This is a genomic window from Klenkia sp. AC732 (genome assembly GCF_979256525.1).
This window is the reverse complement of sequence record NZ_CEEDOS010000069.1, coordinates 1-12,108: the sequence shown is the minus strand read 5'-3', so window position 1 is coordinate 12,108 and position 12,108 is coordinate 1. Positions and strand designations below refer to the sequence as shown.

Genomic DNA, 12,108 nt, shown 5'->3' with positions numbered 1-12,108 from the left:
CCCCGGAGCAGGTCACCACCCCCACGCCCGAGAACGCCCCTCCCTCCGCCGTCCCGGCCGGACGGACCCGCACCGGCGACGTCACCGTCCGCAGCGAGCGGGAGCAGAAGAAGGTCGTCCGCCGCGGCTTCCGGCACGTGGCCAAGGCCGTCCGCGAGCAGCCGGGCATGTTCACCCTCGCCGTGCTGGGCAGCAGCCTGTACGGCGCCATGACCGTGGCCAGCGCCTACGTCATCGGCGGCATCACCGAGCGCCTGGTGCTGCCCAGCTTCGAGCGCGGCTCGGTCACCGCCGGGGCGCTGTGGCTGGCCACGCTGGCCATCCTCGGCGTCGCCGTCCTCAAGATCGTCGGGATCATCGGCCGCCGGCTCTTCGCCGGGATCATGAGCTTCCGGCTGCAGGCCGAGTACCGGCGCCGGGTCACCGGGCAGTACCTGCGGCTCCCGCTGTCCTGGCACCAGCGCCACCCCACCGGCCAGCTGCTGTCCAACGCCAACTCCGACGTCGAGGCCAGCTGGTTCTTCGTCGCCCCGCTGCCCTTCGCCTGCGGTGCGATCGTCATGGTGGTCATCACCGTGGTCGCACTGTTCCTCACCGACCCGCTGCTGGCCGTCGTCGGGCTGGTCGTCTTCCCGCTGGTCTTCCTGGCCAACGCCGTCTACTCCCAGGTGATGAGCCCGCGGATGGCCCGCGCGCAGCAGCTGCGCGCCGAGGTCTCCGAGATCGCCCACGAGTCCTTCGACGCCGCCCTCGTGGTCAAGACGCTGGGCCGGGAGGCCGCCGAGACCGAGCGCTTCGGCGTCCGTGCCGACGAGCTGCGCGACGGCCTGGTCGCCGTCGGCCGGGTCCGTGGGCTGTTCGACCCGATGATGGAGGCGCTGCCCAACCTGGGCACCCTCGCCGTCCTGCTGGTCGGGGCCAACCAGGTCGCCACCGGGTCCACCAACGCCGGCGACCTGGTCTCCATCGCCTACCTGTTCACCCTGCTCGCGCTGCCGATCCGGGCCATCGGCTGGGTCCTCGCCGACCTGCCCCGCGCACTGGCCGGCTACGACCGGGTCGCCCCGGTCCTGGCGGCCGAGGGGGAGACCCCCCACGGCCCGGACGCCGCCGCCGGCGGCCCCACCGGTGCCGGGGTCGGCGTCCGCGCTGTCGACTTCGGGCACACCGACGCCGACGGGCGGACCAACCGCGTCCTGCACGGGGTCACCTTCGACGTCGAGGCCGGCCGCACCGTCGCCGTCGTCGGCCCCACCGGCTCGGGCAAGTCCACGCTGGCCGGGCTGCTGGTCCGGCTGGTCGACCCGCACTCCGGCGAGGTCCTGCTGGACGGCGTCGACGTGCGCAGCCTGCGTGAGGGCGAGGTCTCCACCCAGGCGGCCTTCGTCGCCCAGGGCACCTTCCTCTTCGACGACACCGTCCGCGGCAACATCACCCTGGGCGCCGACATCGGCGACGACGAGGTGCACGCCGCACTGCGCGTCGCCGCCGCCGAGGACTTCGTCGACCGGCTGCCCGAGGGCCTGGACACCCGCGTCGGTGAGCGCGGCGCCAGCCTGTCCGGCGGCCAGCGTCAGCGCCTGGCCCTGGCCCGCGCCGTCGTCCGCCGGCCCCGGCTGCTGGTCATGGACGACGCCACCAGCGCCGTGGACCCCAGCGTCGAGGCGCGGATCCTGGACGCACTGCGCAACACCGACCAGCCGGCGACCGTGGTCGTGGTCGCCTACCGGCAGGCCACCATCTCGCTGGCCGACGAGGTCGTGTGGATCGACCGCGGCCGGCTCGTGGCCCGCGGCAGCCACGCCGAGCTGCTGGCCCAGGTGCCCGGCTACGCGCGGCTCGTCCAGGCCTACCAGCCACCGGACGCCGTCACCGCCGCCGAGCCCGAGCCCGCCGGGGCCCAGGCGTGACCGCCGTCGCCGAGCCCGCCACCGGGCTCACCGAACGGCCCACCGAGACCGCCACCGCCACGCTGCGGCGCGGCCTGCGGATGATGCCGGAGTTCCGCCGCGGTCTGCCCGCCACCTTCGCCCTCGCCCTGCTCGCCACCGCCGGCCGGGTCGTCGTCCCGATCGCGGTGCAGCAGACCCTGGACCGCGGTCTGGGTGCCGCCGGCGGCCCGGACATCCCGCTGGTCCGCGAACTCGTCGCGGTCTGCGCGCTGGTCGTGCTGGTCACCGCGGTCGCGGTCTACCGGATGAACGTCCGGCTCTTCCGCACCACCGAGACCGCGCTGGCCAACCTGCGGGTGCGCGCCTTCCGGCACGTGCACGACCTCTCCGTGCTGCACCAGCAGGGCGAGCGCCGCGGCAACCTGGTCTCCCGGGTCACCAGCGACGTCGACCAGCTGTCGGTCTTCATGCAGTGGGGCGGTGTGCTCGGCCTGGTCAGCCTGGGCCAGCTCGTCGTCGCCACCGTGGTCATGGCCGTCTACTCCTGGCAGCTGACCCTGCTGGTGCTGGTCTGCTTCATCCCGCTGGGCTTCGCGGTCAAGTGGTTCGCCAAGCGGTTGGCCGCGGTCTACGGCGTCGTCCGCGAGCGGGTCGGCGACGTGCTGGCCGCGGTCGGGGAGTCCGTCGTCGGCGCCCCCACCGTGCGCGCCTACGGCATCCGCGGCCGCACCGCCGCCCGGATCGACGCCGCCATCGACCGGCACTACCAGGCCTCGGTGCAGGCCCAGAAGACCACCGCCGGGGTGTACGTCAGCGGCGAGTTCGTCGCCGCCGTCGCCAACGCCGCGGTGGTCGTGGTCGGAGTGCTGCTGGGCATCGGGGGCCAGATCTCGGCCGGCACCCTGATCGCCTTCCTCTTCCTGGTCACCCTCTTCGTCGCACCCGTCCAGACCGCCAGCGAGGTGCTCAACGAGGCGCAGAACGCCGTCGCCGGGTTCCGCCGGGTCCTCGACGTGCTGGACACCGAGCCCGACGTCCAGGACCCGGTCGACGGCCGGGCGCTCCCCGAGGGGCCGCTGGGCGTCCGGTTCTCCCACGTCGTCTTCCGCTACGCCCCGGGCGCCCGCCCGGCCCTGGACGACGTCGACCTGGAGATCGCCCCGCGCACCCGGGTCGCCGTCGTGGGCGAGACCGGCTCGGGCAAGACCACCTTCGCCAAGCTGCTCACCCGGCTGATGGACCCCAGCTCCGGCCGGGTGCTGGTCGGCGGCGTGCCGCTGGCGGAGATCGCGTTCGCCTCGCTGCGCGAGCGCGTGGTGATGGTCCCCCAGGACGGGTTCCTCTTCGACGCCTCGGTGGCCGACAACGTCCGCTACGGCAAGCCCGGGATGACCGACGCGCACGTCGCCGCCGCCTTCGACGAGCTGGGTCTGGGTGACTGGGTGGAGGGCCTGACCGACGGCGTGGCGACGGCGGTCGGGCAGCGCGGGGAGTCGTTGTCGGCGGGGGAGCGGCAGCTGGTCGCCGTCGCCCGCGCCTACGTCGCCGACCCCGACCTGCTGGTGCTGGACGAGGCCACCAGCGCCGTCGACCCGGCGACCGAGGCCCGGCTCACCCGGGCCCTGGACACCCTCACCAGCGGTCGGACGACGATCACCATCGCGCACCGGCTGTCCACCGCCGAGCGGGCCGACGAGGTGCTGGTCGTGGACGCCGGCCGGGTCGTGCAGCGGGGCACGCACGCCGAGCTGGTCGATGCACCGGGGGTCTACGCCGGGCTGCACGCCTCCTGGCGCCGGTCGTCCGGGGCCGCCCGCACGCCGGCCTGACACCGCTCGTCGCCGTCGACGGCCGCCCCTCCCGTGCGCTGCGCGTGGGCGCGTCGGCGGCGTCCGGGCTGGTCAGGGACCTAGGTTCCCGGGCATGTCCACGGTCACCGTCCCTGCCGCCCCCGTCCGCCGGGTCGCCCCGGTCGTCGCCTGGCTCGCCGCGGGCTGTGGCCTGGTCGGTGCGCTCCCGGTCGCGTTCTTCGCGCTCTTCGTGGGGCTGTTGTCCCTGGGCTACGAGGACTGGCGCGGTGCGGTGCTCGGTGCGGTGCCGGCGGTGGCGTTCCTGCTCGTGCTGGTCGGTGCGGTGCTGCTGCTGACCGGTCGGTCCTGGCTGGTGCTCGTGCTGGGTTCGGCGCTGTGCGTCGGCTTCGTCGGGGTGGGGCTGGCCGCCGGTGACCTGCGCGAGGACCCGGCGGCCCTCCTGTGGCTCGGCGGTGGACCGCTGCTGGCGGTCGTGCTGGGCTCGCTGCCCGTCGTCCGGCACTGGGTCGCCGCCCGGCGGGGTGGGTCAGCTGGTCGGCGGCTCGTCCTGGCCGGACTCCTCGAGCTCGTCGGCCTCCTCCTTGGTGTGGTGCACCGCGCCGTCGGCGTGGTCGGCCGGGCCGTAGACGGTGTAGAGCACCCACGGGTTCGGGCCGTCGTTGACGAAGTTGTGCTTGGTCCCGGCCGGGACGACGACGATCTCGCCCGGCTTGACCGTCTTGGACGAACCCTCGATCACGGCCTTCCCGACGCCGCTGACGAAGGACAGGATCTGGTCGTTCTCGTCGTGGGTCTCCTCGCCGATCTCGCCACCCGGCGGGATGGTCATGATCACCAGCTGGGAGTGCTCGCCGGTCCAGAGCACGCGACGGAAGTCGGCGCTCTTCTCGGCCACGGTCGCGATGTCGAAGTGCACGATGTCCTTGGCTGCCATGCCCACCTCTTGCCCCGCCGGGGGGCAGGTCAAGCGCGTTGTGGATCACGGGGTGGTCCACCGTGCACACCCGGGCGCTCCGTGCCGGCCGTCGTCCACACGACGGGCTGGATCCACAGACCGCGACGGCGCCCCTCGGGGTGACGTCGTCGCCCCGAGGCTGGACTGCATGACCACCTCGTCCGGCCCCGAGCCGGTCCCCGCCCCGTCGATGCCCGGACCGGCCGTCACTGCCGTGGTGCTGTCCGTCCTCCTCGGCGTGTACGCGGTCCTGCTGATGCCCTTCGCCCTCGCTGCCGCCTTCCTCCCGACGGGGGCACCGCTCGCAGCGGGGTGCGTCCTGACGTTGGTGGGGACGCACCGGCTGTGCGCGGGGCGGAGCCGGGACGCACTCACCGCGGGACTGACCCTGCTCACCGCCGCGTACGCGTCCACGGGCCTGGACGTCTGGTCGGTCGGCGAGCTCCTCTGGCCGTCGGCCCTCTGCGTGTCGGCCGTCGCGGCAGTGGTGTGCGTGTGGCTGCCGGCCACGGGCAGCTGGTTGGCCTCGAGGCGGCACGAGGACCGACGGTCCGTGCCGGACCCGGCCCCCTAGGCTCACCCGCCATGGCCAAGCAGCCCCGTCCGAGCGCGCCGGTGCGGCGCTCGCCCCGCGCCGCGCGTCCTGCCCCGCAGCGCGGCACCCGTGCCCCGCTGCAACCCGGACGCCCACTGCTCGTGCCGTTCGCGGCGGTCTTCGGCGGCCTGGTGGTGCTGGAGCTGGCGTACCTGACCTGGCTGCTGGTCGACCCCGGCGCGGGGTTCGACGAGGTGCCGGGCTGGCCGGCCGGCGTCCTGGTGGCCATGGCGGTCTGGGTCGCGGTCGGTGCCGTGCTGGTGCTGCTGGGTCGGGCGCGGGGCTGGCTGGTGCTGGCCCTGGGCAGCATCCCCCCGTTGCTGGGGCTGCTGGGGATCGCCGTGCTCTTCGGCTCCCTCGGCGGGGGACGGGCCACCTGGTGGGCGGTGCTGATGACCGTCGGCCCGATCGGGGCCCTCGTCCTGGCGTGCCAGCGGCCGGTCCGGGAGTGGACCCGGCGCCGGGGCACCCCGGGCTAACCTCCCCGGTGTGACCACCGACACCGCTGACGTCATCGTGGTGGGGGCCGGCCTGGCCGGTCTCGTCGCCACCGCCGAGCTCGCCGACGCCGGCAAGCGGGTCCTCCTGCTGGACCAGGAGCCCGAGGCGAACCTGGGCGGACAGGCGTTCTGGTCCTTCGGTGGGCTGTTCCTGGTCGACTCGCCCGAGCAACGCCGGCTGCGGGTGCGGGACTCCCTGGAGCTCGCCCGGCAGGACTGGTCGGGCACCGCCGGGTTCGACCGGCCCGAGGACCACTGGCCCCGGCAGTGGGCCGAGGCCTACCTGCAGTTCGCCGCGGGGGAGAAGCGCGCCTGGCTGCGGGAGCAGGGCATCCGCTTCTTCCCCGTCGTCGGCTGGGCCGAGCGGGGCGGCTACACCGCCACCGGCCACGGCAACTCGGTGCCCCGCTTCCACATCGTCTGGGGCACCGGCCCGGCCATCGTCGAGCCCTTCGCGCGGCGGGTGCGAGAGGCCGTTGCCCGCGGCCTGGTCGACGTCCGGTTCCGGCACCGGGTGGACGCCCTGGTCGTCACCGACGGCGCCGTCACCGGCGTGCGCGGCGGGGTGCTCGAACCGTCGTCCGCGGCCCGTGGTGAGGCCACCTCGCGGACCGAGGTGGGGGAGTTCGAGCTCGGCGCGCAGGCCGTCGTCGTCACCTCCGGGGGGATCGGGGCCAACCACGACCTGGTGCGCGCCAACTGGCCGGCCAGGCTCGGCCCGGTCCCGGAGCGGCTGCTGTCCGGGGTCCCGGCGCACGTGGACGGCCGGATGCTGCAGGCCACCGAGGCCGCGGGCGCCAGCGTGGTCAACCCCGACCGGATGTGGCACTACACGGAGGGCATCGAGAACTGGGACCCGATCTGGGCCCGGCACGGCATCCGGATCCTGCCCGGGCCCAGCTCGCTCTGGCTCGACGCCACCGGCAAGCGGCTGCCCGTCCCGCTCTACCCCGGCTTCGACACCCTGGGGACCCTCGCGCACATCGGCACCACCGGTCACGAGCACACCTGGTTCGTGCTGGACCGGAAGATCGTGGAGAAGGAGTTCACCCTGTCGGGCTCCGAGCAGAACCCGGACCTGACGGGCAAGGACCTCAAGCTCCTGCTCACCCGGGTGCGCGGCGGCCCGGCCGCGCCGGTGCGGGCGTTCCTGGACCGGGGCGTGGACTTCGTGACCGCCCCGACCGTCGCCGAGCTGGTCGCCGGGATGAACCGGGTCACGGGCGACACCCCGCACCTGGACGCCGCCGTCGTCGAGGCCGAGATCGTCGCCCGGGACCGCGAGACGGCCAACCGCTTCTCCAAGGACGGCCAGGTCACCGCCATCCGGGCCGCCCGCCGGTTCCTGGGCGACAAGCTGATCCGGGTCGTCCCGCCGCACCGGATGCTGGACCCCGAGGCGGGCCCGCTGATCGCCGTCCGGCTCAACCTGCTCACCCGCAAGACCCTGGGCGGGCTGGAGACCGACCTCTCCGGCCGGGTGCTCCAGCCCGGCGGCGAGGTGTTCCCGGGGCTGTACGCGGCCGGGGAGGTGTCCGGGTTCGGCGGGGGCGGCATGCACGGCTACCGCTCGCTGGAGGGCACGTTCCTCGGCGGGTGCCTGTTCTCCGGCCGGGTCGCCGGACGGGCGGTCGCCGCGGCCCTCTGAGGGGGGCCGGACCCACCTGTCGGGTCAGCTGGCGCCGGCGACCTGGTCGCGGCCGGCGGCCTTGGCCCGGTACAGGGCGGCGTCCGCGGCCGACACCGCCGCGGCGGTCTCGGCGGCGCCCGCGGTGCGGGGCCGCGTGCAGTGCACGCCGACGCTCACGGTGAGCCCGGCCTCCGCGGCGTCGTCGGGGGCGGCGGCCCGGGCCCGCCGTGCGTCGGCCAGCAGACGGCTCGCGGTGGACGCGGTGCCCTCGGCGTCGGTCCCGGGCAGCAGGAGGGCGAACTCGTCCCCGCCGATCCGGGCGGCGAGGTCGCCGGGGCGCCGCAGCGCCGCCGAGAGCAGCCCGGCCACCACGACCAGTGCGCGGTCGCCCGCGGCGTGGCCGAAGGTGTCGTTGACCTGCTTGAAGTGGTCCACGTCGACGACCACCAGGCCCAGCGGGGTGCCCTCCCGGGCGCACCGCTCCCACTCCCGCTGCAACGCCTCCTCCCAGCCCCGCCGGTTGGGCAGACCGGTCACCGGGTCCAGGGTGGTCTGCCGCTCCAGGGCCTCGGTCTGGGCGAAGAGCAGCCGGGCCTGCGCCGCGACGCGGTAGGCCGCCGCCAGCCCCACCAGGACGGCGGTGCCCACCAGCGCCACGGCCGTGGTCAGGTCCCGGCTGTCGATGCCGGCCGTGGTCGCCGCCAGCAGGCTGGCCACCGACCAGGCCGGCACCAGGGTGGCGGTCACCGGGAACGGCAGCCGGGCGTGCAGGCAGAGGATCGCCGCCGTGTGCAGGCTCAGCAGCAGCCACCCGGTGGGCGTGCGGTCCCCGCCCAGGGCCAGCGCGACCACCGCGTAGACGGCGAACCCCGCGACCAGCACCCGGGCCGTCGTGCGGTAGCTGGTGGTGCGGCGGACCACCAGCGCGAGCACCACGCTGGCCGCGCCGACGACCACGTGGTCGGTGAGGCCCACCAGGCCCCACGCCGGCCCCCGCAGCAGGTTGACCACGAAGAAGACCACGTTGTAGGCCAGCACCAGACCGGCCACCAGCAGCACGTCCCGGCGCAGTCCCGGCAGCTGGGTGGCCAGGAAGCGGTCCTCCTGCGCGGGGTCGGCCAACCGCGCGGTGAGGGGGTTCAGCGCGGCGGGCACGGCACATCAGAGCACGCAGCAGCGGCCCCCGCCCCCCGGGTGCGGGGCGGTGTCCCCGCGCGGGTGGACCGTGGCACCGGGGGGTCCCCGCGCGGCTGCCAGACTGGTCGGCGTGTCTCCCGCTCTCGACCCCGCCGTCGCCGACCTGCTGCGACGCACCCCCGACGGCCTCGTCGCCGCCGTCGCCCAGCAGCACGACACCGGTGAGGTGCTGATGCTGGCCTGGATGGACGACGAGGCACTGCGCCGCACCCTGGCCACGGGGGAGGCCACCTACTGGTCGCGCAGCCGGGGCGAGTACTGGGTCAAGGGCGCCACGTCCGGGCACCACCAGGCGGTGCGCGAGGTCCGGGTCGACTGCGACGGCGACGCCCTGCTGCTGCTGGTCGACCAGACCGGCCCGGCCTGCCACACCGGGGAGCGGTCCTGCTTCCACCGCTCGCTGGAGGTCTCCCGTGCGGCTGGGTGAGACCCTCCCGTCCGCCGCCGACTTCGCCGCGGCACCGGGCCCCGTCGTCCCCGTCACCCGCCGGCTGCTCGCCGACTCCGAGACCGCCGTCGGGGTCTACCGCAAGCTCGCCGGCAACCGGCCGGGCACCGTGCTGCTGGAGTCCGCCGAGCAGGGGAAGCAGTGGTCCCGGTACAGCTTCGTGGGCGTCCGCAGCGCCGGCGTGCTCACCGAGCGCGACGGCGCCGCGCTGTGGCTGGGTGACCCGCTGCCCGGACTGACCGAGGACCTGCCGACCGACCCGCTGGACGCCGTCCGGACGCTGGCCCGGCGGTTGCGCAGCCCGCGGGAGTCGACCCCGCACGCCGCCGACCTGCCACCGCTCACCGGCGGGCTGGTCGGGTACCTGGGGTACGACGTCGTCCGGCGGCTGGAGCGGCTGCCGCAGACCGCCGTCGACGACCTGGGCATGCCCGAGCTGGCGATGACGCTGGTCACCGACCTGGCGGTCCTCGACCACCACGACGGCACCGTGCTGCTCATCGCCAACGCGCTCGCCGGGACCCCGCAGGCGTACGCGGACGCCACGGCCCGGCTCGACGACATGGCGCACGCGCTCACCCAGGCGTCCCCGCCCGGGGTGGCGACCGTGGTGACCGCCGACCCCGGCACGGTCTACGACCGGGTCGCCAGCAACACCCCGCCCGGTGGCTTCCAGGCCGGGGTGGAGGCCGTCCGCGAGCACGTCCGGGCCGGCGACGTGTTCCAGACCGTGCTGTCCCAGCGGTTCTCCCGGCCCACCGACGTCGACGCGCTGGACCTCTACCGGGTGCTGCGGGCGACCAACCCCTCGCCCTACATGTACCTGCTGCGCTTCGCCGGCCGGGAGTCGCCCTTCGACGTCGTCGGGTCCTCGCCCGAGGCGCTGGTCACCGTCACCGGCGACCACGCCGTCGTGCACCCGCCGGCCGGCACCCGGCCGCGCGGTGGCTCCCCGGAGGAGGACGCGCGGCTGACCGAGGAGCTGCTCGCCGACCCCAAGGAGCGGGCCGAGCACGTGATGCTGGTGGACCTGGCCCGCAACGACCTGGGCCGGGTCTGCGTGCCCGGGACGGTCGAGGTCGCGGACTTCATGCGGGTGGAGCGCTACAGCCACGTGATGCACCTGGTGTCCACGGTCGCCGGTCAGGTGACCCCCGACCGGGACGCGCTGGACGTCTTCGACGCCACCTTCCCCGCCGGCACCGTCTCCGGGGCCCCCAAGCCCCGCGCGATGGAGGTCATCGAGTCCCTGGAGCCCACCCGCCGGGCGCTGTACGCCGGCACCGTCGGCTACCTCGACGCCGGCGGCGACATGGACATGGCCATCGCCATCCGCACCGCCGTCCTGCACCAGGGGACGGCGTACGTGCAGGCCGGTGCCGGGGTGGTCGCGGACTCCGACGCCGACGCCGAGGAGGCCGAGACCCGGCACAAGGCCCGTGCCGTGCTGTCGGCCATCGCCACCGCGGAGGGGCTGCGGGAGCTGTCGTGACCCAGCCCCCCGAGACACCGGCCCGCCCCGCGCGGGACACCCGGCGCGAACTCACCGCGGCGGTGCTGCTCAGCGCCGTGGCCGGCGCGTTGGCGCTGTCCTCCGGCGGACAGCCCTGGGCCGACGTGACCGTCACCCGGCAGCCACCGCTGCCGCCCTACGCCGACGTGCTCACCGGCGGTGAGCTGGCCCCGCTGGTGCCCGCGACCGGCCTGCTCCTGCTGGCCGGGGCGGTGGCGCTGTTCGCGGTCCGCGGGTGGGGCCGGGTCGCCGTCGGGCTGCTCACGGCGGTCGCCGGTGGCGTGCTCGTGGTCTCCGGCGTCCGGGCGCTGACCGGTTCGGTCGACGTCGGCACGGGGGACCTGGGCGGCTCGGTCATCGGGCTGGGCGGGGCCACCGTCGACGTCGCGACCAGTGCCGCCTGGCCGGTGCTCGCCGCCGTCGCGGGGGTGCTCGGCTGTGTCGCCGGCGTCCTCGTCGTGCTGCGTGGCCGCTCCTGGCCAGGCCTGGGACGGCGCTACGAGCGCACCCCCGGCGCCGCCGAGCCCGCCCGCCGGCAGCCGTCCCGGCCGGAGTCCGCCGAGGACCGGCACCAGGCCGCCTGGAAGGCCCTGGACAACGGCACCGACCCCACCGACGACCCCCGGGACGACGCCACCCGGGAGCCCGGGCGGTGAGCGCAACCCCGTGCGGACGCTGCCGGGCCGCTTCTCTACAGTGTGTCCACCGATCCGACCGGTGAGGGGACCAGCCTGATGTGGCATCCAGTGAGCAACCCAGGGGACGACCGAGCGTGAACGTCCTGATGGACATCGTGGCCGGCGCGCGCGAGGACGTCGCCGCCCGCCAGGCAGCGACCCCTCTGGTCGAGGTGCAGGCCCGTGCCCGCGACGCCCGGCCCTCCCTGGACGCCCTCGCCGCACTGCGTGCCCCCGGCGTCGGCGTCATCGCCGAGGTCAAGCGCAACAGCCCCAGCAAGGGCGCGCTGGCCGACATCGCAGACCCGGCCTCGCTGGCCGTGCAGTACGCCGCCGGCGGTGCCCGGGTGATCAGCGTGCTCACCGAGCGCCGCCGCTTCCACGGCACCCAGGCCGACCTCGCCGCCGTGCGCGCAGCCGTGGACGTCCCGGTGCTGTGCAAGGACTTCGTCGTGTCCAGCTACCAGGTGCACGAGGCCCGGGCCTGCGGGGCCGACGTCGTGCTGCTGATCGTCGGCGCCCTGGAGCAGAACGCCCTGGTCGGGCTCCTCGAGCGGATCGAGTCCCTGGGCATGACCGGCCTGGTGGAGGTGCACACCGAGGCCGAGGCCGACCGTGCGCTGGAGGCCGGCGCCTCGGTGATCGGGGTCAACGCCCGCGACCTCACCACGCTCGACGTCGACCGCTCCACGTTCGAGCGCATCGCCCCCGGGCTGCCCACCGAGGTCGTCAAGGTGGCCGCCTCCGGCGTCCGCGGCCCGCACGACCTGATCAGCTACGCCGGCGCCGGTGCCGACGCGGTGCTCGTGGGGGAGGGCCTGGTCACCTCGGCCGACCCGCGCCAGGCCGTCGCGGACCTGGTCACGGCGGGGTCCCACCCCGCCGTGACC

At 75.2% G+C, this 12,108-nt stretch carries 11 protein-coding genes; 9 read left to right on the top strand and 2 right to left on the bottom strand.

The window, feature by feature from the left end:
- Positions 1-137: 137 nt before the first annotated feature.
- Positions 138-1,910 (top strand): ABC transporter ATP-binding protein, encoded by a 1,773-nt coding sequence (locus AC0IVP_RS21170; RefSeq protein WP_471759166.1) that lies wholly within the window; start codon positions 138-140, stop codon positions 1,908-1,910.
- Complete coding sequence (locus AC0IVP_RS21165) at positions 1,907-3,721, top strand: ABC transporter ATP-binding protein (protein ID WP_471759164.1); 1,815 nt, start codon at positions 1,907-1,909, stop codon at positions 3,719-3,721. The genes AC0IVP_RS21170 and AC0IVP_RS21165 overlap by 4 nt, the downstream gene beginning before the upstream one ends.
- Before the next feature lie 508 nt (positions 3,722-4,229).
- Here the strand turns inward: AC0IVP_RS21165 and AC0IVP_RS21160 are convergent.
- Positions 4,230-4,637, bottom strand: a complete 408-nt coding sequence (locus AC0IVP_RS21160) for a cupin domain-containing protein (protein ID WP_471759162.1) — start codon at positions 4,635-4,637, stop codon at positions 4,230-4,232.
- A gap of 169 nt (positions 4,638-4,806) precedes the next feature.
- Between AC0IVP_RS21160 and AC0IVP_RS21155 the strand changes: the two genes are divergently transcribed.
- Genes AC0IVP_RS21155 through AC0IVP_RS21145 form a run of 3 tightly spaced genes read left to right on the top strand, consistent with a single transcriptional unit; the run spans position 4,807 to position 7,401 of the window.
- The gene (locus tag AC0IVP_RS21155; protein ID WP_471759160.1) at positions 4,807-5,232 is read left to right on the top strand and encodes a hypothetical protein; all 426 of its coding nucleotides are present in this window, start codon (positions 4,807-4,809) and stop codon (positions 5,230-5,232) included.
- 11 nt (positions 5,233-5,243) lie between these two features.
- Positions 5,244-5,732, top strand: a complete 489-nt coding sequence (locus tag AC0IVP_RS21150) for a hypothetical protein (RefSeq protein WP_471759158.1) — start codon at positions 5,244-5,246, stop codon at positions 5,730-5,732.
- Positions 5,733-5,742: 10 nt separating this feature from the next.
- The gene (locus AC0IVP_RS21145) at positions 5,743-7,401 is read left to right on the top strand and encodes an FAD-binding dehydrogenase (RefSeq protein WP_471759156.1); all 1,659 of its coding nucleotides are present in this window, start codon (positions 5,743-5,745) and stop codon (positions 7,399-7,401) included.
- Between the two features lie 24 nt (positions 7,402-7,425).
- Here the strand turns inward: AC0IVP_RS21145 and AC0IVP_RS21140 are convergent, their stop codons facing one another.
- Positions 7,426-8,538 carry a GGDEF domain-containing protein gene (locus AC0IVP_RS21140; protein ID WP_056299383.1) on the bottom strand — a complete coding sequence of 371 codons (1,113 nt, stop codon included), beginning with the start codon at positions 8,536-8,538 and terminating at the stop codon, positions 7,426-7,428.
- A gap of 112 nt (positions 8,539-8,650) precedes the next feature.
- Here AC0IVP_RS21140 and hisI point away from each other — a divergent pair, with 112 nt between their 5' ends.
- From hisI to trpC, 4 genes are all read left to right on the top strand, one after another.
- Positions 8,651-9,007 carry a phosphoribosyl-AMP cyclohydrolase gene (gene hisI / locus AC0IVP_RS21135; RefSeq protein ID WP_235564937.1) on the top strand — a complete coding sequence of 119 codons (357 nt, stop codon included), beginning with the start codon at positions 8,651-8,653 and terminating at the stop codon, positions 9,005-9,007.
- Entirely contained in the window at positions 8,994-10,520 is a 1,527-nt protein-coding gene (locus AC0IVP_RS21130) for an anthranilate synthase component I (RefSeq protein ID WP_471759154.1), read from the top strand. Before hisI ends, AC0IVP_RS21130 begins: the two co-directional genes overlap by 14 nt.
- Entirely contained in the window at positions 10,517-11,197 is a 681-nt protein-coding gene (locus tag AC0IVP_RS21125; protein WP_471759152.1) for a TIGR02234 family membrane protein, read from the top strand. The genes AC0IVP_RS21130 and AC0IVP_RS21125 overlap by 4 nt, the downstream gene beginning before the upstream one ends.
- Positions 11,198-11,313: 116 nt before the next feature.
- On the top strand, positions 11,314-12,108 hold a 795-nt coding region (gene trpC / locus AC0IVP_RS21120; protein ID WP_471759150.1), incomplete at its 3' end, for an indole-3-glycerol phosphate synthase TrpC.